A 24,765-nucleotide genomic window follows, 5' to 3' on the forward strand; every position below is an offset into this window, starting at 1 on the left:
TCCAATGAAAACTGAGCAAGACCAAAACCAGCCAATCAATAATAATGGCTCAAAAGGCGGGTTTAACAAAATTCGTCGTCTCTTTCAAAAGATTTTTGGAAAGAAAAAAAAGGAACAGAGCTCAATCTATCCTCTCAGGTAATGGGTTAGGTATCTCGACAGTTCTTTCTTTAAATATTAATTGCAAGAGTTGGGGGTAAGGTCTACATCCATAACCACCCCTGACAAACTACACGGGTCAACTTTTTCTAGTTGTTCCAAAGGGTCTTCACTTGTAAGCACTTGATACACATTGGGTAAAAAAGGAAATTCATGAAGATATTTTCAATGAAACCCGGACACGACGGGGCGATCGCTTTTCTTGACACCGATTCTAAGAGGTTGGAGTGGTCTTACGAACCAGAGAAAGACAGTTTCCCTCGTTACGACTCCTTAAATCCAAATCTATTAATGGAAACCGCAGCAATTGCACCGGATATTCCCGATGTTCTAGCAATAAGTGGTTGGAGCAAGAACGGCTTTGATGAAAGTGCCCCGATTGGTGCCGGATACTATGGGATCGACAGCAATACCGTTCAAACAGGAGCGCTCAAATTCTTCGGGACGGAAGTTCAGTACTTTAGTAACAGCCATGAGCGCTCGCATATCTGGTGTGCCTATGGACTATCACCTTTTGAGCAAGGTCAGCCCTGTTATATCTTGATATGGGAAGGTGCCCTTGGTGATTTTTATGAAATTGACGAAAAATTGAATATATCTCATGTCGGTACGGTAATGAAAACGCCAGGAAACAAGTATGCTTTCTTATATGCGCTGGCCGATCCAACCTTCAATTTACCGAAGGGAAAGCTTAGATTTGAAGATCCAGGAAAGCTTATGGCCTTGTGTGCCTATGGTGAATCTGGCATTCTGACCCCTGACGAGAAAGAAATTACCGAGTTCTTACTAAATCGAGATAGCATTCTTTTGAGTCTGAGCAAAGAGGATGTAAAGTGGTCTCCCTATTACAATATTGGTCTTGAAACTCCGGAGTTTACCCAACTTGCTAAGCGGTTCTCTAACAGCTTGTTTGATCGCTTCTACTCATATGCAAAGGAACATCTAACAAAAGGTTATCCTTTGTTGGTTGTTGGAGGTTGTGGTCTCAACTGCGACTGGAACACCATGTGGAAAAATACAGGCTTATTCTCGGATGTATTTGTCCCGCCTTGTACCAATGATACAGGGTCGGCTATAGGGACAGCTATTGATGCAATGAGAGAGTTTACCGGTAATGCCAAAGTCGAATGGTCTGTATACTGTGGTCAGGAGTTTGTTGAAGACACTGTTGCCATGCCTGATGTTAAAGTTCAGACACTAGATCTGACTGAGGTTGCCAAATTCATAAACGCTGGAAATATCGTTGCTTGGACGCAGGGTAAGTGTGAAATTGGCCCCAGGGCACTGGGTAACCGTTCGATTCTTGCTTCTCCATTCTCTATAGATACAAAGAATCGTCTTAACCGAATTAAGCGACGCGAAGGATTTAGACCTATTGCGCCAATTTGTTTGGAAGAAGATGTATCTGTACATTTTGACTGGCAGGGTTCTTCGCCTTACATGCTATATTTCCAAAAAGTTATTAATACCGATCTGCAAGCAATTACTCACGTTGATAATACCGCGAGAGTGCAGACCGTTAATCAGCAACAGAATCCAATAATGCATAAGCTTCTTCAGAACGTAAAAGAGATATCTGGCGTTGGTGTCTTATGTAATACATCTTTAAACTTCAATGGCACCGGATTTATCAATCGGACAAGCGACCTCTATAACTACTGTAAGCTAACCGGAATTGATGGATTTGTTTATGGAAACACATTCTGCATTTTCTGGTGTTAGCAGGTGGTAGCAAAACTATTTTGCCTCTTAACAAAAGCCAGACTTACTAAAAAGTTAGTTACATTTTGTCTAATTCTTTAAAAGAATTGCTAAGTTTGAGAGGCATACCTCAATGAGTAAAATTCAAAACTTAGGAAACAATGAAGAAAAAGATAGTTTATGTTTATTCAATAGGTGGTCCTCCAGTTGACTATTTTTATCCAAAATTAGCGCAAAGGGGCGATATTTACACTTTCATTGTTAGCGCTGCTTCTCCATACAATAGAAAGATTATTGAAAGATATAGCCAACTAGTTGAAGATTTTAGCAATCTTACACCAAGTGAAGCTTTACAATGTGTTTACCAAAGAGCGGTTGCACTATCGCCAGAGGCTTTATTCACATTTGCTGAATTCATTTTAAAAGATGTGTCGGAAATAGCTGAAAAGATCGGAGTTAGAGGGGTTGGTAAAAACGTAGATTTGGCTCGTAATAAGGTATTAATGCGTGAGCGATGGGCTGAATTCGGCATACCTCAGCCTAAATTCTGTGCTATCAAAAACCTTTCAGATATTACAAAGACAAAGGAACTTACTACTCCCTTCATTATTAAAGTCGCTTATGGTGCGGGGTCGATCGCTATGCAAAAAGTGGAGCGACATGAAGAAACCGAATTTTACATACAGAAAATAATCGAAGTCATCGAGATGGCGCGAAAAACTGGCGACCATGAATTTTCAGAAGATTCAAAATTCCCAATGTTGATTGCAGAAGAAATCATTAAATCAACAACAGATTCGTGGTATAATGAGCCAGACTACGGAGATTTTGTAAGTGTTGAAGGCTTGGTAAGGGATGGAATTTATTATCCTTTGGCCATGACAGGTAGATTAAAAACTGTACCTCCCTTTACCGAACTTGGAAATTTGGCTCCATGCATATTAACAGATGATAAAAAAGCCAAGATTGTGGCTTTGGTGACACAGGCAATAAATGCACTCGAATTGGAGAATTGTGCCACTCACACAGAGTTGAAGCTAATGGCCAACAATGAAGTTTCGTTCTTGGAAACAGCTGCTAGAATGGGCGGAGTTGGGATTGCCAAGGAACTGTACGATGTCTATGGGTTTAATTTTGTTGATTTGTTCTTTAGCATTCTCCTGAATGAAGCATGCGAAATTCCACAATTTGAATCTGCCAAACCTAAATGCGGTGCTGCGTCGGTTGCATTAATTGGTTGTAACACTAGCGGGCAACCTTGGAACAGTAACCGGGTGTTCAAAATCGATTCCGTGGATTGGAATACATTGACTCATGGTCAGGGAACGGTAGAGATATTAATGTCCCAGTCAATTTCTCAAGATTCAGCATTTCCAATTTATGACTTTGAAACTGGGGTACTTAATTATGCAGGGCAAGCTTACTTGGTTTGTGAAGAGCAAAATAAACTTAAGGATACTGCCTACCTAATAATTAATAACTTGGAAAATAGTTTACCCCTTGCACAAAAATCATTACTCAGCTCAGATAAACATTGACATAAATTTATGGGAATTAAGATTCGTATTGCGCTTATAGGTAATTACGATGCAACCGTGCCAGCACATCGTGCAATACCTATTGCATTAGAACTTGCCGCAGCCTCCGTGGCAGCGGAGATTAACCCCGTATGGGTGCCAACAGAAGAGATCGTCAATACTTCACGGGTTGCAGACTTTGATGGGCTTTGGTGCGTCCCAGCCAGCCCATATCGAAGCATGAAAGGAGCATTGCTAGCTATCAAATATGCGCGTGAGCAAAAACTTCCATTTCTAGGCACATGCGGCGGGTTTCAGCACGCCATCATAGAGTACGCTAGGAATGTTTTAGGTTGGGACGATGCGGATCATGCCGAAACTGCACCTGACGGGTTACGACTGGTAATTTCGCCGTTAGCATGCGAGCTCGTTGAAACATCCTCTTTAGTACGTTTTCGATCGGGGTCTCGGATTGCTGTTGCTTATGAACGGGAAGAAGCCGTAGAGAGCTACAGGTGCCGTTTTGGACTGAACCCTGCATTTCAAGAGAGACTGCTTTCGGGAGCACTTCGCGTCAGTGCATACGATAGCTCTAGCGAAGTTCGTGCTGTGGAACTAGATAATCACCCGTTCTTTGTAGCAACATTGTTTCAACCAGAGCGTATCGCCCTTGTTCATCTGCTTCCACCACTCGTTGCCGCATTTGTTCAGGCAATTTATCAGATCCAAACTGACCATAAAGTAATTGGAAGATAGCTATAGTCATTCTAAATCAATTGTGAGAAAAAACGCTGAAAAGCTTATAAATATATACTTTTAATCTACGTCTTTCTCACATTTCCATTCGGATTGCTATATCTGCGGTTAAGTTAGCTTATGCATAGTACGCGAGCGCAGCTCAATTTTCGTTGTTTCTTACACAAGAAATAACTACTGTCAATAAAGCACTTTAATTGAAGCCAAAAAAAGAGAAATTAGGTAATTAGCTGAATGAAATTACAACAAATATTACAATTTCCTAAAAATGTAAAACTTTATTTACTGAGTTGTATATTTTTTGGAGTAGGTACTGGTATTTATGAACTGGTTTATAACTTGCATTTACTGGATATAGGAATAAACTCAGATGATATAGGAACTTTATACTTAATAAATTTTATCGTAATGAGTATAACTTCTGTTCCTTCAGGGCTGCTTGCGGATCGTTATGGTCGTCGTTGGTTTTTAGTTGGAGGTTCTTTTCTTTTTGGTATAACAATGCTTTTAATTCCATGGTTTACTAATTTGTACATCTTAGGATTCCTACAAGCATTAAATGCCTTGGGAGGGATAATAATGTTCACAACAGAATCATCAACCATTGCAGGTGAGGTTTCAGACGAAAAAAGAACACAATTATTCAGTTTTATATACGTCACCTATTTATTTTGGGATGGAGTGGGAACTTTACTGGGAGGTCAACTACCTTATTGGTTAACAAGTAAATACTTTTCTCAATATCAATTAACACTTTTTATTTCAGGCATATTCTGCACACTTATCGGTGTAATACGATATTTCATTAAATTTAAATATGAATCAACTGGAGGAAAGGATAAATTAACCAACGTATTTCCTAAAGCTCCAATGATCAAAATAGCAACTTTAGCATTTCTTGTTGGAGGTTCAGCAACTCTGGCAATGCGTTTTATCAATATAATTCTTCAATCGCATTGGGGATTTGATACGTCTATGATGAGTTATTTAATTTTTATAGAAAAAATTGTTAGCTTTATAGGAGCGGCATTAGCTCCTATAATTGCAAATTATTTCAGTAATGAAAGAGCAGGTTCATATGCGATGTTGTTATCAGTACCATTACTAGTTTGTGCAGGCATAACTAACGAACCAATGTTATTTATGTTCTTATACTTATTCAGGCAAGGATTACATTACTGTCAAATGCCATATCTTGATATTCTTTCTGTATCAACTGTTAGTTATCAAGACAGGTCTGTAATGTCAAGCTACAGAGAAATTGGGTTCTATTTAGGAAGTGCAGTATTAGCTAAAGTATATGGAGGTTTATTAGAAAGCTCGAATTTTGTTGCAGCTTTTATATTGTCAGGAGTTTTAGCACTACTTTCAGGTCTTGTCTATTTAAGATTTAGCCCAAGCAAAAGTTCAGTTGAATTTTAAGGAAAGTAGATTATAATATTATAAATCCGTGCAAATGGCAGTTTGAACCTACTTCTAGAAAACATAAAATCTAAAGTTTTTATAATAAAAATATTTTTTCATTTTATGTTTTCAAAATTAATTATAATGGTCTTATTCAATATCAAAATTAAAGACGAAAAGTTAAATAATTAAGGAGAAAAATTATGATGAAGTTATTGATGATAGGAAGTGGTTCACAAGTTTATCGAGAATATTCAATTTCCTCAATAGCCAAAAAATATTCAATTTTATTAATACAACAAGATGAGCCAACATGGCAAAAATCTTATGTGCATGACTTTGCTTTAGCAAACATGATGGATGAGAAAGAAGTGATTGAAGCAGCCAAATATCTTCAAACGAAACATAAGATAGATGGAATCTTAACTTATGAAGAACCTTCAATTGAACTTACTGCCTTAGTGGCAAGAGAATTAAACCTAAAATATATAAGTGTAAATTCGGCTAAATCTTGTCGTGATAAATATTTAATGCGGGAAGCCTTCAATAAATTAAATATTTCTTCATGTAGTAGCTATATAGTTAACTCAGAAGAAGAAGCTATTTTTTATGCAAATAAAATTAGTTTTCCAATTGTTTTAAAACCTGCAAAAATGGCTAGCAGTATAGGTGTTGTCAAAGTAGAGACTGAAAAAGATTTGCATGAATCATATAGAATTGCCACTTCTGCAACCAATCCTAGATTTTCAAAGAAGCAAGTAATTTTATTAGAAGAATATTTAGATGGTCCAGAGTATAGTGTGGAAAGTGTAGTTACTGAAGGTCATGTATCTATTGTTGCAATTACGCGAAAAGAAATCGGATTTTATCCATATTTTGAGGAAATTGGACACCAAGTTTCTCAAAGTGAATTTCTTGAACAGAAACAGCTTATTGAAGAACTAGTTATTAACGCACACCATGCATTAGAAGTAGATATGGGTGTTACCCATACTGAAGTACGACTAACTAAGAAAGGACCACGATTAATAGAGTTAGGTGCAAGGCTTGGAGGTGATTTAATACCTTATTTAGTTTATCTTTCTACTGGGATTGATCTCTCATTAGCTGCCGCAGATATAGCAGTTGGAGTGGAACCAAATCTAATCCCGACAAGGAATAAAGCATCTTTAATAAGATTTATTTATCCCAACAATGATGTACGTGTTAAAAAAGTATCAGTTGACCCCATTGTATTTACATGGGACGGCGTACAGCAAGTAAGTTGGGAAGTTAAAACTGGAGATTTACTTTTACTCCCACCCAAAGAGTTTTCAATGCGTTTAGGCTTTATAATAACTACTGCAGAAAATATTAAAAGTTGTATAGAAATAAATGAAAGAGTTTATAATGATTTAATGATCGAGGTTGAAAACTTATAAACTTATATCGGAATCCTATTTGACTTGTAAAAGGGAACGCTTAACGCTTAACAGGAACTGCATTTGGTGGGAGCTTTAAACCTCCAGATGGTGCGTACCACTGGTTTATATGTGCCATATAAATGAGCGTGGGGGGCGAGAAACCCTTTGATTTTGTCAGAGATGTAGTCAAACAACCAGAATCTGCAAGTTCTTATGATAAAATCAATCTCCTTTTTGACAAGGCATTGATGTAAATAGCTACCCCCAAGGGCTTTGTCCTACTCAAAAAACCTTGGATTGTGGAGCAAACTTTCGGTTAATTGATGGTCTGTTGGCGATTTGTCAGAGACTATGAGTTATTGCCATTTAAATACAAAGAGAAGCACAAAAAAACTGAAATGATAAAAAACTGGGCATTGGTGATTGGTATCAATCAGTACGATTTTCTACAACCGCTCAAATACGCCGAGCGAGATGCACAATTAATGCGGGATTTCCTCCTTCATGAGGCTGGTTTTGAGCAGGTCTTTTTATTCTCCGATAATTCATTTACACACGGTAGAACTGTAAATCGTCCTTACCGTGCTAACTTGCTACAATTTTTGCAACAATTATCTGAAACCCCCTTTTTAGAACTAGGAGATAATTTTTGGTTTTTTTTCAGTGGTCATGGAATATTACACGCCAATCTTGATTATCTCATGCCCTCTGATGGTAATCCAGAAGATATTGAAAACACAGCAATTTCTATTAATTATATTATCGAATGCTTGCGCCGTAGCGGAACTAATAATATTGTCCTTATTTTAGATGCTTGCCACCAGCAAAACAAGCAAAATGAAGAAGAAATTGGCCGACAAACACAAAAAATAGCAAATCAAACCGGAATAGTCAGCATTTTTTCCTGTAGCCCTGATGAATACTCTTATGAAATTGAAAAATTACAAACAGGTGCCTTTACCTATGCTCTATTAGAAGGTTTAGGTACTCAAGGTCAATGCGCTACAGTTGGGCGGTTGAACCAGTATCTCAGTTTTCGGGTCCCACAACTTGTTAGCCAATATCACAATTCTAAGCAAACACCTTATACTAATGCTGAAAATATAAATAAATCGAGTTTAATTATTAGATCAAAATACGCAAATTTACATGAGATTAATACTCTGAAAATCGATGCTTTCCAAGCTGAAGTTAGCGGTAATCTTGAACTGGCAGAGCAACTTTGGATGCAGTTGAATGCAGCAGCTTCTGCTCCAAATACAGATAAAATCCAGGCAATCCAAAGAATTGCTCATCTTAAAGCAGCAAATTTGGATTCTAAATCAAACTTCATCCCCCAATTTGTTTATTTGCAAAAAAATGGGGAAGTTAGTTCTCCTTATTTGATACAACAAGGGCTAAGTAAAAAAGGTTTGCTGGGTAAAGGGCTATGTTCTCAGTCTGAAATCCAACAAAACTCTAGTATTCCCATACTCAATAAAGATTTAGAAAATTTTAAGAATCAACTGATACACAGTGATTATATTGATCGATCTACTAAGTTTTATTCAGAAGGGGGAATAAGTTACAAGCGGTTGCGCGATTTCTTAGTAGCTGGCAATTGGAAAGAAGCAGATTGGGAAACTCTTGCCATAATGTTAAAAGTTGCAAGACGAGAAAAAGAAGGCTGGCTAAATATTGAATCTATCAATAAATTTCCCTGTATTGAGCTTTGCACCATCGACCTGCTTTGGCTGAAGTACAGCAATGGGCGTTTCGGCTTTAGTGTGCAACAGCACATTTGGGAAAGCGTAGCCGATCAACCTGATGGTGATTATGAAACATGGTGCAAGTTTTGCGATCGCATCAGTTGGCGTGTGAATGACGATTGGTTATTCTACTCGGATCTGAACTTTAACATAAATGCCCCAGAAGGGCATTTACCAGCTGCTAGTATAGTTTATACGTTGACATCACGCAGGGGTTGGGTAGTAGGTTTGTTTTCTTGTGTTGTGGGGTTCTCTGCTTTGGTGTCCAAACTGGTTAAATGTAGCCTTTAAATACCTTCAGTAGACCGAAGAGTTTTGCGATCATTCTGGGAAACAGACTTAATGGTTTTTGACTCCGCTTGGAATTGCTGTTTTGCTTTGTCTGGGAACCGCTTACTCCAGGAGTATCTTCCGGAAGCCAATCGAAACAAGTTTGCAGGTAATACCTGTGGCTGCGTTGTGGTTGGGATGGTAAAAAACGAGTACAACACATTATCTTATACCTCCAGATTCAAAACGGTAAAATCTGGGTGGAAGAAGACGCAGAAGATTAGCGCTTGCAGAACTGTTGAAAGAGCATACACCAGAAAAATTCGATCGCTTTCAGCCCCGTCAAATTTTCCGAATTAAAAGAATTTATCCCTGTGATGGCTTCCATATTTTAACAGCGACCAGTGACTAGTAAATCAAGATTTGCAAATAAACAATATCCAATTTTTTCTTGTGATGTAGGTATTTTCCGTATGAGCCGATGGCGCAGAGGACTTAGGTATATATCAAATTTGACAATTATTTCTTCCGCCCTCTGCGCTCTGCCTTTCTCCAGTAATTTTTTGGAAATCCCTAGTACAACGATTTCACCCAATGCCATTCCTGAGCCAAGCCTTCAGCTAGAGAAACTTGAGGCTCATAACCCAGTATTCTCTGTGCTTTAGATACATCGGCGGCTGTGTGACGGGCATCTCCCATTGCTTTTTCTACGTGGTTTCTTTTAATCGGTTTTCCAATAATTTCTTCCATCGTATCCAAAACCTGAGTTAGCACAACTCGACTACCACCGCCAATGTTAAATATTTCTCCCACGGCTTCAAATACAGTCGCTGCAGCTAAATTGGCTGCTACGGCATCACTCACAAAGGTAAAGTCTCGTGTTTGGTAACCATCGCCATAGATAGGAATAGCCTCATCTAATAACACCGATTTAAAAAACTTATGAAATGCCATATCCGGACGCTGCCTCGGACCGTAAACTGTGAAATAACGCAGTGCCACATAAGGTACGCCAAAGTTTTTGTGATACAGTCTGCATAATTGCTCGGCAGCTAGTTTAGTAATACCGTAAGGAGAAACTGGTTTAGGGCATATCTCTTCATGAGTTGGCAGAGTCTCAGCATCACCGTAGATGCTGGAGGTTGAAGCAAATACCAGTCTTTTCAACTGTTTTGCATCCTTCGCCGCTTCCAACAGAATTTGTGTAGCACTAATATTCCGTTCTGTGTACAGACGAAACCCTTGACCCCAACTTGCCCGAACTCCCGCTTGTGCTGCCTGATGGTAAACTACGTCAACATCTTTTAAGAGTGTTGACCAGTCTAAAGTGCGAATATCTCCCTCAATTAATTTAAAACCAGGATGATTGTGCAAGTGTGCGATATTTTTGCGTTTTAATGCTGGATCGTAGTAATCATTAAATTCGTCTATTCCAATGACTTCTTCACCTTGTTTCAACAAAGCCTCTACAAGGTTGGAACCTATAAATCCTGCTACTCCAGTAACTATACTTTTAACCATGATTCGTGCTTGTTTCGATACCTTAATCTATTTCAACTTCCAAGTTAATCTCTCAAGTCGTTTAACCGCCATCTATTTACCATTATTTTTTACTATTTTCATTTATAAAACAAAGAATTGATAAAGATTCTATGATAGCTTTTACTTTCTACTGTCTTCAGAAGAATTATTGAAATTTAATATCTTAATATCATCAGTAAATCTACTATAGAAATCCTATTTGATTTAGGACTTACGCACGCTCTACGAATTCTTGGCGCTCTTGGCGTCTTGGCGGTTCGATAAATCAAGGTTTCTAGCAATTTTTGCGTAAGTCCTGTGATTTTTGAAAAATTTTAAGTACCGTTGGGTGAGCATTGCTAGCCCTTTCAATACGTTCATTTGTACTAATAATTTCTCCTTAGGAAAAATAAGGGGCTTGCACAAGTATCAAAATTGGTGAAGAATTGTACGGCGAGTCGTCATTACAGTGACCAGTAACCAGTGACCAGTGACCAGTATTAGAGATAACTGGTAATTCATGATTCACTGACAATCGGTAACTGATAAATGATAACTGGTAACCGATTCTAAGCTTAAGAGGACATCAGTGAAAGTTTTAGTTGTAGGTAATGGAGGGCGGGAACATGCTCTTGCCTGGAAACTGTTGCAATCAAAACAAATTGGGCAGGTTGTGTGCGTGCCGGGAAATGGCGGTACGGCAAGCATGGAACGCTGCCAAAACTTGTCTTTGCGTGTAGATGATTTCGAGGGAATCAGCCAATTTGCCCAAAGTGAGAGCATTTCTTTAATTGTAGTCGGACCTGAAGTACCCTTGGCACAAGGAATCACAGATAACCTCCAAGCCAAAGGTTTCCTGGTTTTTGGTCCAAGCAAAGCAGGAGCACAAATTGAAGCCAGCAAGGCTTGGGCAAAAGCACTGATGCAAGAAGCAAAAATTCCTACAGCACGCTCTGCAGTATTTACAGAGGTAGAAGCAGCAAAATCTTATGTTAAAGCGCAGGGAGTTCCAATTGTTGTCAAAGCCGATGGGTTGGCAGCTGGCAAAGGTGTCATTGTTGCCGAAACATTGGAACAGGCACATAAGGCAATTGATGCCATGTTTGGCGGACACTTCGGCAGTGCGGGGAAATTTGTCGTCATTGAAGAGTATTTGACTGGGCAAGAAGTTTCTGTTTTAGCGTTGACCGATGGGATTTCAATCCGCCCATTGCTACCAGCTCAAGACCACAAGCGCATTGGAGAAGGCGATACGGGAGAAAATACAGGTGGGATGGGTGTTTATGCACCAGCCCCCATTGTGACACCTGAGTTGATGACAAGCATTCAAACAGAAGTTTTAGAGAAAGCGATCGCGACTTTAAAAGCCAAGGGCATTGACTACCGTGGAGTATTATATGCCGGGTTGATGATTACCCCGCAAGGTGAATTTAAGGTGTTGGAATTTAACTGTCGTTTTGGCGATCCAGAAACACAAGTGATACTACCACTTTTAGAAACGCCTCTAGAAGAATTAATTCTTGCCTGCGTGCAACAGCGCTTGAGTGAAATGCCACCCATTACCTGGAAACAAGGAGCTTGTGCCACAGTCGTTGCTGCTTCTGGGGGTTATCCGGGAACCTATGAAACAGGAAAAGTCATCACTGGCATCGATCGCGCAGAAGCATCTGGAACGATTGTATTTCACGCTGGCACTCAGTTCAACCAAGGACAGTTAGTAACAGATGGCGGTAGAGTGTTAAATGTTACTGGAGTTGGGAAAGATTTTGATGCAGCACTTGACCAAGCCTACCTTGGGATGCAGCAGATTCACTTTGAGGGAATGTATTACCGACGAGATATTGGGTATCGGGTGAGGAAGTAGGGAGTAGGAAGTAGGGAGTAGGGAGTAGGGAGTAGGGAGTGGGGAGTTGGGACTTACCATTCCCCACTCACCATTCCCCACTCCCCTCCTTACTTATTTGTCAAAGAAACTGTTAATTTTGAGTTGTTAGAGTTATTTTCATTTGTAAATAATGATGAAAACAAGAACTATCCCTTCTTGAACAAGTTGAACCCAGATAACTAGGCAGTCCCGATGAAAAAAATTTCACAATCAAGCAAGAAGATCTTACTCGCCTAACCCTACCCCCTAACCCCCACTCCCCACTCCCTACTCCCTAATCCCTTTTATTACGCTGAATTTAAGATGCTGGCTATTTTAAAAACAATCAAAGAAGCAATTGTCAATTGGTGGTCGGAGTTTACCCTCCAGACAAAGCTTTTAGCGGCTGCCACATTAGTCGTGTCTTTAGTAATGAGTGGTTTGACCTTTTGGGCAATAAATACGATTCAGCTAGATGCACGTCTAAACGACACGCGCTTTGGTCGGGATCTGGGGCTGTTACTAGCTGCCAACGTTGCCCCACTCATTGCCGATCGCAATCTTACAGAAGTCTCACAATTTTCTCAACGCTTTTACAGCAGTACTTCGAGTGTACGTTATATGCTCTACGCCAATGAGGAGGGGAAAATTTATTTTGGCATTCCCTTTTGGGAACCAGAAGTGGAAACCTCTCTTGCTATCAAACGGCGAATACAGCTACCCGATGATTATGCGGCTGATGCTGATAAGCCAATGGTACGGCAACACCGATCCCCTGACGGGGAAGTTACCGATGTGTTTGTTCCTTTGACAGTAGATGGCAAATACTTAGGCGTGTTGGCGATTGGCATTAACCCCAACCCGGCGGCGGTGATCTCCACAAACTTCACTCGCGATGTCACTATTGCTGTATTTATCTCAATTTGGGTGATGGTGATTTTAGGAGGAGTAATTAATGCTTTAACCATTACCAAGCCCATCAAAGAATTACTTGTAGGAGTAAAACAAATTGCTGCAGGAAATTTTAAGCAGCAAATAGACTTACCGCTAGGAGGCGAACTAGGGGAGTTAATTCTCAATTTTAATGAGATGGCAGAACGCTTGGAGCGTTACGAAGAACAAAACATTGAAGAACTGACAGCAGAGAAAGCCAAACTCGAAACATTGGTTTCTACAATTGCCGATGGTGCCGTCCTCATTGATAACAATATGCAAGTCATTTTAGTCAACCCCACAGCCAGGAGGATTTTTAACTGGGAAGGCATTGAGGTTGTAGGAGAAAATGTTTTGCGTTACTTACCGCCCTTAGTAGAAATGGAAGTGAGGCGTCCTTTGTATGAAATGGCACTTGGAGAATGTGAAAGTGCAGAATTTCGCATTTCACTGAACCAACCCACGCAAAGAACAATCCGTATTCTTTTAACAACGGTTGTCAACCAACAACGGGAAAGTATTAAAGGTATTGCGATCACTGTACAAGATATCACTCGTGAAGTAGAACTGAACGAGGCAAAAAGTCAATTTATCAGCAACGTTTCTCACGAACTGAGAACTCCATTATTTAATATTAAATCCTTTATTGAAACATTACACGAATACGGCGAAGACTTAAGCACGGTAGAACGTCAGGAGTTTCTAGAAACTGTCAATCATGAAACAGACCGGTTGACTCGCTTAGTCAATGATGTTTTGGATTTATCAAAACTTGAATCAGGTCGCAGGTATAATTTGGATGGATTAGATTTGTCACAAGCTATCGAACAAACGCTGCGGACTTACCAATTAAATGCCAAAGATAAAGGTATTGAACTGATTCAGGAAGTTGCTCCTAAGTTACCGTTAGTTGTTGGCAATTACGATCTGTTGTTGCAAGTGTTAGCTAATCTGGTAGGTAACGCCCTCAAGTTCACCCAAGCAGGTGGAAAAGTCGCAATCCGCGCATACCAACTCGAATCAAAAACGAATTCAAGCGATCGCCAGATATCTCAAGTTAGAGTAGAAATCTCTGATACTGGCATTGGCATTGCTCCAGAAGATCAAGAAGCTATTTTTGACCGCTTCTTTCGAGTAGAAAATCGAGTGCATACCCTAGAGGGAACTGGTTTGGGTTTATCAATTGTCAGAAATATTATGGAAAAGCATCACAGTAAAGTTCATTTGGTGAGCGAAGTGGGTGTTGGTACCACTTTTTGGTTTGACTTAACAGTCTATGAAGAAGTGTCTCAATTTGGCAAATTGTCAACCGTAGTTTAAACTTCTTTATAAGGATTAATGAACCGCAGAGGCGCTGAGGGCGCTGAGGGAAGAAGAGGGATTTTTACATGGGATTTGTGAGGAAAAATAAGGGGTTTTCAGGTTGTGTTTTTAGATCTTCAAAAAGTCCTTGACTGCTAACGCGACCTTCGTTGAGTACAATAACCCAATCTGCGTGCTGAATTACGTGGAGACGATGACTGATGAGAATTGTTGTTTTTCCGTAGCGATCGCTTAATAATTGATGCAGTAATTGAGATTCTCCTGATGGATCTAGAGCGCCAGTAGATTCATCCATAATGAGGATAGGTGGGTCACAAACAATGGCTCTAGCTATTGATAAACGCTGACGCTGACCACCTGAGAGATTCGCGCCAAACTCACCTAAGACAGTTTGATATTTATCGGGTAATCGGCTAATAAATTCATCAGCACCTGTTACCTTACAAGCACGGACTATTTCTTCAAAGGAGACTTGAGGAGCACCTAAACGGAAATTTTCAATGATGGAACGGCTCCAAAAGTGTGGTTCTTGAGGAATAAGTACAACTTGCTGACGGAGCATATCAAGTCTTATATCTTGCAGGTTATAATCTTCTATCCGGATATTACCAGATTGAAGGAGGTACAGCCCTGCAATGAGTTTTGCTAGGGTGCTTTTACCGCAACCCGATTGACCAACTAAAGCAACAACTTTACCCCCAGGAATTGTGAGAGAAAAATCTTTGAGTAGGTCAACTCGTCCTGCATAGTGGAAATTGACATTCGTACAAATGATATCAGCACTAGGGGAAATTTTGACCCAGGGCTTTTTATCATCTCCTTGATTTTCTGGAGTTGTATCGATGACTTCTGTTAAACGTTGAATTGAAGTTTTCGCTTGTACTAGCGCATTGGCAAAACTAATGACTGTGTTAATAAAACCGAGAAAATTTCCATTCATGCTGTTGAAAGCAAGCAATTGTCCGATTGTCAGTTCTTTAGCGATCGCCAGAGAACTACCGAACCACAATAGGATAATGCTACCAATTGCAAAAACTAGCCCAGAAAAGATATTGTTAATTGTAGAAATTTGAGTCGTTTTAAATGTTAAATTTGCTAACCTGCCAAATTGACTCTGAAATTCCTCCCATAACTGAAGCTCTGCTGACGTACTCTTAAGTGTTATTGCTCCCTTGAAAGTTTCAACTAAAATTCCTTGATTCTCGGCTTCTAAAGCTAGTATATTTCGTGTTTTTTGTTGAAGAATTGGTAGAAAAATCAAGGTGGAAGATGTCATTAAACCTGAAAAAAGTAAAGTAATTAAAGTCAGTTTACTACTATAAGAAAGCATAAAAGTCAAGGAAATTAAAGCAATAAAGAATTGGCTGGGTAGCCCAATGACTGATTGAGAAACCAATTGGTTAATTTCTTGAATATCGCGCAGCCGACTCATAATTTCACCACTACGATGAGATTCGTAGTATAAAAGCGGTAAGCGCAGAATTTGCCGACTAAATTCCAAGACTAAACCTAACTGAAGTCGTTGAGCAAAATGGGTAATTAAATTAGATTGGACGAGTCTGAGGCTGCTGCTCACAAAATTCATGACTATTGCTGCGATTGTGACAATTTCAAGCAGCCGGGTATCTCCACGAACTAGCACATCATCGGTTAGCAATTGTAGTAAAAAAGGAGAAATCAGAGATAGCAAACCTAAAAAAATGTTGAGTAAAAATATTTCTCCTAAAATGGCGCGGTAGTTCCATATTGGTTGGAGGAATCGTCTAAAATTGCCAATGTTATCATTTGGTTGAGCAAAAAAGCGAACGCTATCTGGTTCTAGTAAAAGCATCAGCCAATTTCCCCAGCCCTTTAAGAGTTCAGACTCAGAGAGATAACGAACGCCTATAGCCGGATCGGCAATTATATACTTTTTACCACGTCGTCCATACAAAACGACCCAATGATAACCTTGCCAATGAATAATTGTAGGTAGGGATAACTCATTGAGTTTATTGAGAATTTCTGGTGCAACCCTGACTCCTCTAGCATTGAATCCTAAGGCTTCAGCTCCCCTTTTGAGTCCCAACAAAGAAGTTCCTAGTTGTCCAGTTCCTACAGCTTCGCGAACGCGGTTAAGACTAAATAAACGACCATAGTGTTTGGCAATTGTAGCAAGACAAGCAGCTCCACAATCTTCTTCACTATGCTGGCGAATGAGGTAATAAGACATAAAGTTTATACCAAATTTAAATAAAGAATGTGACAGATACTCCTATCTCGCTCGAAGATTACTGAATTAAATGAACCGCAAAGACGCAAAGAGCGCGAAGAGAAGAAAAGAAGACTCGGTAATCTTATGGCGGTTCGGGAGTAGTTAGCAAAAATCAAGTCTAGACAAGACTTTCTGAATCCAAAATCTAAAATCCAAAATGGTATTAGAAATTATGGGAATACTGCATAGAGATGCTTGTCGTAGATTTTAGAAACGCTAGTGTTTATGCTTAGAGATCCAACGCCAGACTTAATCCGTTCCATCAACTGTGATGAGTTTTTACCACCGATCTCTGCTTGGGCATGGTTAGGTGGTTTAGCGATCGCAGGAGGATGTAGTATTGCTATTGTGCTTGCTGCTATTACAAAATACAACATCACCGTGAAAGCGGTGGCTGTCATTCGCCCATTAGGTGAGGTGCGGGTTGTACAAGCTGCTGTAGAAGGAACAATCCAGACTCTTAAAGCCATAGAAAACCAGGTTGTAAAACAGGGAGATATCATTGCTTATATTGATGATTCCCATCTGCAAACCCAAAAGAGTCAGTTCCAGGACAAAATTCAGCACGAACAGCAACAGTTAAATGAAATCGATGACCAAATTCGGGCAATAAAAGCTCAAATTACAGCAGAATCGAACTATTTGAAGCGAACAATTGCCTCCACACGAGCCGAACTCACTCGCAATCAACGAGAGTACCAAAACCAACAGGTGATTAAACAAACTGAATTGCAGGAAGCTGAAGCCAACTTAAAATTAGCAAAAGATGAGCGCGATCGCTATAGATATGCTGCTGAATCTGGCGTTGTATCCCGGTTGCAATATACCGCAAAAGAGCAAGGTTTTCGAGTCGCTGAAGCTCGACTAGCACGCGCAAAAGCTGCTCTTTATCCTAGTAATGCAAACGTAACTGTTGCAGTAGAGCGAATTGCACAAGAACAAGCCAGGGGAGAATCAACTCTCGCGAGTTTAAACCGAGAGCAAAAAGCACTCCTTCAAAGTCGAGTTGAACTTGCAAGCCAAATAAATAAAGACCAAAAAGACTTACACCAACTTTCTTTGGATCGAAAGAAGAACGTTCTACGCTCTCCGGTTAATGGCGTCATCCTCAAGCTCAATCTCAGAAATAAAGACCAAGTTGTGCGAGCGGGAGATACGATCGCTCAAATTGCTCCAAGCAACACCGCTCTAGTTGTGAAAGCATTGGTAACAGCGCAAGATATTGGCAAAGTGGCTGTAGGACAAAAGGCACAATTACGAGTATCGACCTATCCCTATCCCGATTATGGAGTCATCCAGGGAAAAGTGATTGCAGTTGCTCCTGATGCAATTTCTGCTCAAATTAATGCTACAACTCTCAATCAATTCCCTGCAAGCAGTTTGCAAGGAAGTCTTAGCAATGGCGCAAATGGATACTATGAAGTCACGATTCAACCTGCGACTCCTTACTTTATCAAAGTAGGGGATAATATGCCAGAAGAACAGCATCAATATTCTATTCAACCAGGAATGGAGGGAACTGTAGATATTATTTCAAGAGAAGAAACTGTATTAAAATTTATCCTGCGTAAAATAAGACTGTCATCTGATTTTTGAGAGGTTATGGAGATGGACTTCGTTCCCTACCATAGTGGGTCAGTGGGTTCTTTGCAGGAATCGGAAACAGCATTTGCAAACCAAATGATAGGAGCTAGATCGTTTATTGCTGCTCCTGTCAAGAAGTTTTACGTGAAATTTCGTACCCAAAGCTACCGTCCCAACCATCTTGTAACAATTCGCAACAATGTTGATGGTTGGTGGCAAGACATATATGGAGCATACTACAATAGTGAATGGGTCTTCTTTTTGGAGGAATCCAAGTATCGAAACGGTCTAAAGATAAAGTTTGTACTTGATCGCCAGGTGTGGATGGAAGGAGAGGACATTCAACTGCAACCATTTGGCGAACATATTTTTACTGAGAAAAGTGTCTTTTTTGGGTCAGTTCCACCTCGGTACTTACACGGTTATGATAATCTGCGAACTGACGATAGCAAGCTTCAACAAGATGCAATTCCCAGGAACAATGACGAGACGATTGAATATGATGTTGTCATCATTGGATCGGGTATGGGAGGAGGTATTCTAGCTGACGCGATCTCCGATAAAGGTCGGCGCGTGCTTGTCTTAGAAGCAGGAAGTTTGCTCTATCCCACACACATGACAAACCTTCCCGGAGACTGGTCTCGACTTCCATCACACCACCAAGTGGGACATTTCACAAACGAGCCAGGGTCAGAGTTCTTGTCCGGCGTACAGATGAATTTTGGAGGTCGCTCTATCTTTTGGTCGGGTCTGATTCCACGCATGCATGATTGGGAAATTCTTGCGTGGCCTGAAAGTATCGGCCAGTACTTAAAGAGTTCTCAGGGATATGACCGTGCGGAAAAACTTATGCGGAAGCAAAAAACGCTTGGTCGTTTCCAAAATCGTGTAGTCAGCGAGTTGCAAGGTGCATTTTCCAACTATAAAGTCGAAGACTTACCGCGATCGCGTCACCAGCCAAATCTTGACAATCAAGGGAGTTTGGAAAACGTTCTCGAAGCGTCTACAGGAACTTTTTCTACCGCATCATTGCTACTGGATTCTCTTTCATTTAACGGTCCGGTAGGACGAGATAATCTGACGATTAACTTAAATCACCTGGTGACTCATATAGAAACTGATGGTAGCAAAGCTGTTGCTGTGGTATGCCAGGATTTAATAGGCAATCAGCAACGTCGTTATCGCGCAAAGCGTATTGTTCTGGCGGCTGGTTCTCTGGAAACGCCACGAATTGCCATGGGTAGCAAGCTTTCTGACCCCAATCAAAAAATCGGCGTAGGTTTGACAGACCATCCGGCTTTTTTCTCAAATACTTATGAGCTGGACTTGAACAGCCCATATAACGGATTTGAAAATCATGCCAAGATATTAATGTACCACAAACAGGCAACGACGACTGAACATCCTTATAACGTTGAGTTGCTGATCAATCCAAAATATTGGGATGTAGCACACGCAGATGATGATGTTTGGAAGCAAGAAGTTGCAAAAGACCAAAAGACAACAACTCGCCTGCAGTTTGTTTTTGCCAGTCCACTTGATGACCGCAACCAGGTTTTTCCACGAGGTGAAGGACAAAAGTTGGGGGTGATGGTAAACCGCAACCCATCAGGCTCAAATCTGTTTAATGAAGTACGGGAACTACGCAATAGTATCCTCGAATTTCTGCAAGCACCTCACAACCCCAACGATGGAATGCATTTTGGGAATGAAGGAACGGTGCATCATGCTGGTGGTTCAATGCGGATGAGTCGCGATCGCACGGGAGTGGTTGATGAAAATCTTAGAATGGAGGCATATGATAATCTGTATGTTTGTGATGTGTCTGTCTTTCCAATTATTCCGGCGGCAAATCCATGCTTGACACTGGCGGCGTTGACTCTTCGTCTTGCTGACCACTTGGTTCAGTTGTTGTAAACTGTGTATCGTTATTGTTTTGTGGGATGGGCTTCTAGCCTGTCCCATAGAACAGGCGGGCGAGGACGCCCACCCCACAAGAAAAAGTTGGATATTTTTTAATTTATTGAACCGCAGAGGCGCTGAGGGCGCAGAGGGAAGAAGAGGAGGATTTTACAGAGGATTTGTTAGGAAAAATAAAGGGCTTCCGGGTTCTGTTTTTAGATCTTCAAAAAGTCCTTGACCGCTAACGCGACCTTCGTTGAGTACAATAACCCAATCTGCGTGTTGAATTACGTGGCAATGCCCACCCTACGTGTAGTTCAATGGACTGATGCTCTAGCTCATACCAAACCCAGTAAATTGGCGTATATAAGGCTCATGAAACGCCAGAATAATATCTTGCTTCGGAACTCCCATTTCAACTAACCGATTGGCAATTCCCTCTTCCGTACCATCATGCTGAATCCAGATTTTTCCATCCTTGATATCAAGATGCAAAATACAGCCAAAATGACGTTTATTTCCACGCCAGCCCACATAAAGTAGTTGGTAGTGATCCTGCTGATCGTCGAAAATCGTCTGCACCTCATACTCTTCGGCATTTCGCTGCATCGAAGCCCGCTCTCGCCGTTCGGAAAGAAGATGTCGAATGTATTGCCGATATTGCTCTACAGCCATTGATCGATAACCTCCCGTTGCACATCGTAAATCACCAATCGCAATTGATACCGCTCAACAGCCGAAGCAATGAACCGTCGTTGAAAGAAACTCTCATAAGTCGGTACGCGAACTGCCAGATAAAGCTGGCGATCGCTTTCAATTTTTTCTAGCGCATCCCGATAGTTGAGAAACTGTCCCAAAGCGGTATGAAATTCTGAAACATTGGATGTGCTAATAAAACTTTTAATCTCTACTGCGATTTTCCGCCCCTCTCGTTCTGCTGCTAAAAGTTGCTCTGCTGCTAAATCAATTTCAAAATCTACATCATCCACATTAATTTCATAAGGGTCGTCTGTAATCTTCCAGCCCTCTTTTTCTAAGGCAGTTCTGACAACATCATGAAATCGATCTTTTGCCATAGGAGTTAAACAAGATTCCTTGTACGTGAATTCTTAACACATACATATATAAAGATAACTCACTCCATTAAGATAATTCGCAAGGGATCTAAACGGACGTACCAAGGCATTGGTCGATCTTTCAAAACTGCCCATTTCTCCTTAAACACCTCTGCTTGCAAGTGGTAATCAGACTGACTCTTGGGTTCACCGTTCAGCTTGAGAAACAATGTCATTCGGTGTGGAGTTTCACTCGTTCTTGCTAGCCAGCAAGGAAAGGTATTTTCTTGAGTTGGATCGTTACTGAGACTGAGATGATGGGCGCGAATTCCAATATCAGATAAAAATTCTGGAACGGGTTCAACAACGTTAAGGGTACAACCCCACTCTACGGCTTCGACTTGATGCGATGTTAAAGCAACTGCACGAGAAAAGTTTTTACATCCTGTCAACTGAGCAACGCTAGTCGTGGCGGGGTGCTCAAAAATATCGTGTCTCGTTCCGGAATGAGCGACTTGTCCTTTATCTAAAACTAGCAAATTGGGACAAACTCGATAAGCCTCTTCCATATTATGAGTGACAAACAGAGTTGTTCCTTCGTAAGATGCTAATGTCTCCACCATTTGCTGTTCTAGTTGACTTCGCAGGTGAGTGTCTAGTGCAGAAAATGGCTCATCAAGTAACAGTGCTTCTGGGTGACTTGCTAAAGCCCTCGCCAAGGCTACTCTTTGCTGCTGTCCACCTGAGAGTTGATGGGGATAGCGATCGCCCAATCCTTCTAAATGAACGGTTATCAATTGGGCTTCCACTTGTTGTCGAATAGCTGTTGCAGACAATCCTTTTGGTAAGCCAAAGGCAATATTTTGCGCTACTGTCATGTGGGGGAAGAGAGCGTAATTTTGCACGACAAAACCAACTTTGCGATCGCGTGGTGGCAGATCGATCCCCTGTTGAGAGTCAAATAACACCCGCCCATTAAGAACAATGCGACCCGATGTTGGAGTTTCTATCCCAGCGATACAACGTAGAATCATGCTTTTGCCAGCCCCAGATCCTCCCAACAATCCCAATGGTTGGTCATCAGCACTCAAAAAGACGTTTAAATTGAAGCCAGGGAGACGCTTCTCAATGTCAACAAATAAGCCAGAGTTTGGGGAGAAGTTTTTCTCTTTGTCCCCCTGCTCCCTGCTCCCTGCTCCCTGCTCTCTCCTTCCTGCTCCCTGTCCTTTTCTCTTCCCCTGGTTTTCCTGCCAAAAGTTAGTTGCAATAATTCCAGATAGAGAGATCGTTATGATGGCAATTGACCAAAACCAAGCTTCGCCGATAGCTCCACCCTCAACGGCAAAATAAATTGCCATTGGGATAGTCTGAGTTTGCCCTGGAATATTCCCTGCTAACATCAAGGTTGCACCGAATTCACCCAAAGCACGAGCGAAAGCCAAAGTTGTTGCAGCCAAAACCCCCGGTAGCGCTAGAGGTAAACTGATGCGCCAAAATATTGTGGAGTCTTTTACACCAAGAGTTCGAGCAACCCGCAAAAGATTACTATCTATTTGCTCAAAAGCTCCTAATGCTGTTCTATACATCAATGGAAAAGACACCACTGTTGCTGCGATCGCCGCACCATACCAAGTGAAGACAACACTGAAGTTCAAAGGCTCCATGAGTTTTCCCAACGGGCCATTTTTACCAAACAATAGGAGTAGCAAAAAGCCAACAACTGTGGGAGGTAAAATCAGAGGAGAAACAAAAATGCCCTCAATTAAAGACTTCCCTTTCCCTCGATATCCCAGCATCCAATAGGCAGCAGCAATACCAAGAAAAAAGGTAATCAATGTTGCAAGTAAGGAGGTTTTGAGGGATATCCACAAAGGAGAGAGATCGTAGGGCATCATGGGTGTTTGTAGTTAAAAAACTCTTATACCATTTTGGATTTTAGATGCGTGGATTTTGGATTGAGTAAGCCTTATTACGGTATGATAAATCCATACTTTTGCAAGACTTCCTTAGCAGGTTGGCTGGATAAGAACTTAACAAACTCTCCAGCAGCCTGAGGATTTTTACTGCTCTTAAGGACTGCCATGGGGTAAACGATAGGAGAGTGGCTATTCTCAGCAGCTGTGGCAACAACTTTCACATTTTTAGAGATTTTGGCGTCAGTAGCGTAAACCAAACCCGCATCAGCATTACCACTTTCTACAGACGCCAATACTTGACGCACATTGTTTGCGTAAACTAACTTGGGTTTGACTTTATCAAAAACGCCCAATTTTTGCAGAACTTGCTCGCCATACTGCCCAGCAGGAACACTTCTGGGTTCGCCGATCGCAATTTTTTTAACCTTTGCGTCAGTCAAAGCATTGAAGTTAGTAACCCCAGTAGACTTGTCAGGGACAACCAAAACTAGACTGTTGTTTGCCAAGTTAGCGCGAGTCCCAGAAAGTAATAACCCCTTTTGCTCCAGAGCATCCATCTGTTTTTGTGCAGCAGAGATAAAGATATCCGCAGGTGCGCCTTGCTCAATCTGTTGTTGCAAAGCACCAGAAGCACCAAAGTTATAACTAATCTTGACGTTCGGTTTATCTTTTTGGTGCAGGGTGTTAATTTCCCCCATAACATCTTTAAGGCTAGCAGCCGCAGAAACGAGGAGTTGGGAGTTAGACTGTGCTCTGACAGGAGATGCATCGAACAATCGCAAGCCAAGCGCCAAGAGTAGGCTAGCAATAGCTATGCTGAGGAAGGCAAAAAGTTGTCTTCTTTTCATAAAGAACTGGTATGACAGAGATTCACTGCTAAGAGATTGCGGTTGGTAGTATCCTACCAAGATAATCTCCCAGATTGCCAATAATATTGGTATAATTTTGGTAATTATGTAGCTTATAATACAAATTTACTAATTTTAGACAAGATTTTCCGTATTTCTTGATATACAGCAATTTTCAAGTTAATAAACTACCAAGACTACTCCGATAAGGGACTTCCAAGAAATAAATTATCCATCTTGTGGGATGGGCGTCCTCGCCCGTCCTATGCTAGTGGCGGGCGGGGACGCCCGCACCACAAGAAATTTGGTAGTAGCTCGTCGCAGTCAGGGTAGAACTGAAAGATTACCTAAACACCTTGATTCTTACTTCAATTCGCCGGAGGACAAATTGAAGTCGGGAGCTTGGAAGAAGGTAGCTAGGAAAATCGCGCGACGTGAAAAGTCGCTGGAGGAGGTGATAAACCAATTGGACTGGGAAGCCGTCTTCCCTCTGATATCCAATCATCAGGTTCTCACGTAAAAGGGTCACGCACCCCGGTCACGATGGCAGTAAGCAATGAACCCATTGGAATGCAGACCACGAAAGCCCCAAGATGGTAAACTCCAT

General features: G+C 41.0%; 18 protein-coding genes. 12 read left to right on the forward strand and 6 right to left on the reverse strand.

Features of this window, described 5'->3' with window-relative positions; translation table 11 throughout:
• The first annotated feature begins 4 nt into the window (after positions 1–4).
• From WA1_RS56800 to WA1_RS61640, 8 genes are all read left to right on the forward strand, one after another.
• Positions 5–142, forward strand: a complete 138-nt coding sequence (locus WA1_RS56800) for a hypothetical protein (RefSeq protein WP_017743802.1) — start codon at positions 5–7, stop codon at positions 140–142.
• 170 nt (positions 143–312) lie between these two features.
• The gene (locus WA1_RS09715; RefSeq protein WP_017743803.1) at positions 313–1,881 is read left to right on the forward strand and encodes a carbamoyltransferase C-terminal domain-containing protein; all 1,569 of its coding nucleotides are present in this window, start codon (positions 313–315) and stop codon (positions 1,879–1,881) included.
• A gap of 140 nt (positions 1,882–2,021) precedes the next feature.
• Positions 2,022–3,398, forward strand: coding sequence for an ATP-grasp domain-containing protein (locus WA1_RS09720; RefSeq protein WP_017743804.1), 1,377 nt, complete (start codon positions 2,022–2,024; stop codon positions 3,396–3,398).
• Positions 3,399–3,407: 9 nt separating this feature from the next.
• Positions 3,408–4,133, forward strand: a complete 726-nt coding sequence (locus tag WA1_RS09725; protein WP_017743805.1) for a CTP synthase C-terminal region-related (seleno)protein — start codon at positions 3,408–3,410, stop codon at positions 4,131–4,133.
• A gap of 234 nt (positions 4,134–4,367) precedes the next feature.
• Positions 4,368–5,555, forward strand: a complete 1,188-nt coding sequence (locus WA1_RS09730) for an MFS transporter (protein ID WP_017743806.1) — start codon at positions 4,368–4,370, stop codon at positions 5,553–5,555.
• 185 nt (positions 5,556–5,740) lie between these two features.
• Positions 5,741–6,958 carry an ATP-grasp domain-containing protein gene (locus WA1_RS09735; RefSeq protein ID WP_081402871.1) on the forward strand — a complete coding sequence of 406 codons (1,218 nt, stop codon included), beginning with the start codon at positions 5,741–5,743 and terminating at the stop codon, positions 6,956–6,958.
• A 380-nt stretch (positions 6,959–7,338) separates the two neighbouring features.
• Positions 7,339–8,979, forward strand: coding sequence for a GUN4 domain-containing protein (locus WA1_RS09740; protein ID WP_026134695.1), 1,641 nt, complete (start codon positions 7,339–7,341; stop codon positions 8,977–8,979).
• 161 nt (positions 8,980–9,140) lie between these two features.
• Complete coding sequence (locus WA1_RS61640) at positions 9,141–9,242, forward strand: element excision factor XisI family protein (RefSeq protein ID WP_419183613.1); 102 nt, start codon at positions 9,141–9,143, stop codon at positions 9,240–9,242.
• Between the two features lie 289 nt (positions 9,243–9,531).
• On the opposite strand, the gene WA1_RS09750 is transcribed toward WA1_RS61640, so the two are convergent.
• Positions 9,532–10,479 carry an NAD-dependent epimerase/dehydratase family protein gene (locus WA1_RS09750; protein ID WP_017743811.1) on the reverse strand — a complete coding sequence of 316 codons (948 nt, stop codon included), beginning with the start codon at positions 10,477–10,479 and terminating at the stop codon, positions 9,532–9,534.
• Positions 10,480–11,068: 589 nt separating this feature from the next.
• Between WA1_RS09750 and purD the strand changes: the two genes are divergently transcribed.
• A complete protein-coding gene (gene purD / locus WA1_RS09755) occupies positions 11,069–12,343 on the forward strand; it encodes a phosphoribosylamine--glycine ligase (RefSeq protein ID WP_017743812.1) in 1,275 nt (424 codons plus the stop codon).
• Between the two features lie 324 nt (positions 12,344–12,667).
• A complete protein-coding gene (nblS, locus tag WA1_RS09760; RefSeq protein ID WP_017743813.1) occupies positions 12,668–14,596 on the forward strand; it encodes a two-component system sensor histidine kinase NblS in 1,929 nt (642 codons plus the stop codon).
• Between the two features lie 64 nt (positions 14,597–14,660).
• On the opposite strand, the gene WA1_RS09765 is transcribed toward nblS, so the two are convergent.
• Positions 14,661–16,811, reverse strand: a complete 2,151-nt coding sequence (locus WA1_RS09765) for a peptidase domain-containing ABC transporter (protein ID WP_017743814.1) — start codon at positions 16,809–16,811, stop codon at positions 14,661–14,663.
• Between the two features lie 267 nt (positions 16,812–17,078).
• Here WA1_RS09765 and WA1_RS09770 point away from each other — a divergent pair, with 267 nt between their 5' ends.
• The gene (locus tag WA1_RS09770) at positions 17,079–18,449 is read left to right on the forward strand and encodes a beta-barrel domain-containing protein (RefSeq protein WP_017743815.1); all 1,371 of its coding nucleotides are present in this window, start codon (positions 17,079–17,081) and stop codon (positions 18,447–18,449) included.
• Positions 18,450–18,461: 12 nt separating this feature from the next.
• The gene (locus WA1_RS09775; RefSeq protein ID WP_158516623.1) at positions 18,462–20,354 is read left to right on the forward strand and encodes a GMC oxidoreductase; all 1,893 of its coding nucleotides are present in this window, start codon (positions 18,462–18,464) and stop codon (positions 20,352–20,354) included.
• Between the two features lie 318 nt (positions 20,355–20,672).
• Here the strand turns inward: WA1_RS09775 and WA1_RS09780 are convergent, their stop codons facing one another.
• From WA1_RS09780 to modA, 4 genes are all read right to left on the reverse strand, one after another.
• Entirely contained in the window at positions 20,673–20,948 is a 276-nt protein-coding gene (locus tag WA1_RS09780) for a XisI protein (protein ID WP_419183614.1), read from the reverse strand.
• 56 nt (positions 20,949–21,004) lie between these two features.
• The gene (locus WA1_RS09785; RefSeq protein WP_017743818.1) at positions 21,005–21,415 is read right to left on the reverse strand and encodes a XisH family protein; all 411 of its coding nucleotides are present in this window, start codon (positions 21,413–21,415) and stop codon (positions 21,005–21,007) included.
• 59 nt (positions 21,416–21,474) lie between these two features.
• A complete protein-coding gene (modB, locus tag WA1_RS09790; RefSeq protein ID WP_017743819.1) occupies positions 21,475–23,286 on the reverse strand; it encodes a molybdate ABC transporter permease subunit in 1,812 nt (603 codons plus the stop codon).
• Positions 23,287–23,363: 77 nt separating this feature from the next.
• On the reverse strand, positions 23,364–24,158 hold the full coding sequence (gene modA / locus WA1_RS09795; RefSeq protein ID WP_017743820.1) for a molybdate ABC transporter substrate-binding protein: 795 nt from the start codon (positions 24,156–24,158) through the stop codon (positions 23,364–23,366).
• Positions 24,159–24,765: the final 607 nt, after the last annotated feature.

Source organism: Scytonema hofmannii PCC 7110, assembly GCF_000346485.2.
In the GTDB taxonomy this organism is placed as follows: Bacteria; Cyanobacteriota; Cyanobacteriia; order Cyanobacteriales; family Nostocaceae; genus Scytonema; species Scytonema hofmannii.

Coding starts and splice junctions, on each gene's coding strand:
- WA1_RS56800 (WP_017743802.1), top strand. CDS start 5: ATGAAAACTGAGCAAGACCAAAACCAGCCAATCAATAATAATGGCTCA.
- WA1_RS09715 (WP_017743803.1), top strand. CDS start 313: ATGAAGATATTTTCAATGAAACCCGGACACGACGGGGCGATCGCTTTT.
- WA1_RS09720 (WP_017743804.1), top strand. CDS start 2,022: ATGAAGAAAAAGATAGTTTATGTTTATTCAATAGGTGGTCCTCCAGTT.
- WA1_RS09725 (WP_017743805.1), top strand. CDS start 3,408: ATGGGAATTAAGATTCGTATTGCGCTTATAGGTAATTACGATGCAACC.
- WA1_RS09730 (WP_017743806.1), top strand. CDS start 4,368: ATGAAATTACAACAAATATTACAATTTCCTAAAAATGTAAAACTTTAT.
- WA1_RS09735 (WP_081402871.1), top strand. CDS start 5,741: ATGATGAAGTTATTGATGATAGGAAGTGGTTCACAAGTTTATCGAGAA.
- WA1_RS09740 (WP_026134695.1), top strand. CDS start 7,339: ATGATAAAAAACTGGGCATTGGTGATTGGTATCAATCAGTACGATTTT.
- WA1_RS09750 (WP_017743811.1), bottom strand. CDS start 10,479: ATGGTTAAAAGTATAGTTACTGGAGTAGCAGGATTTATAGGTTCCAAC.
- nblS (WP_017743813.1), top strand. CDS start 12,668: ATGCTGGCTATTTTAAAAACAATCAAAGAAGCAATTGTCAATTGGTGG.
- WA1_RS09765 (WP_017743814.1), bottom strand. CDS start 16,811: ATGTCTTATTACCTCATTCGCCAGCATAGTGAAGAAGATTGTGGAGCT.
- WA1_RS09770 (WP_017743815.1), top strand. CDS start 17,079: ATGCTTAGAGATCCAACGCCAGACTTAATCCGTTCCATCAACTGTGAT.
- WA1_RS09775 (WP_158516623.1), top strand. CDS start 18,462: ATGGACTTCGTTCCCTACCATAGTGGGTCAGTGGGTTCTTTGCAGGAA.
- WA1_RS09780 (WP_419183614.1), bottom strand. CDS start 20,948: ATGCAGCGAAATGCCGAAGAGTATGAGGTGCAGACGATTTTCGACGAT.
- WA1_RS09785 (WP_017743818.1), bottom strand. CDS start 21,415: ATGGCAAAAGATCGATTTCATGATGTTGTCAGAACTGCCTTAGAAAAA.
- modB (WP_017743819.1), bottom strand. CDS start 23,286: ATGCCCTACGATCTCTCTCCTTTGTGGATATCCCTCAAAACCTCCTTA.
- modA (WP_017743820.1), bottom strand. CDS start 24,158: ATGAAAAGAAGACAACTTTTTGCCTTCCTCAGCATAGCTATTGCTAGC.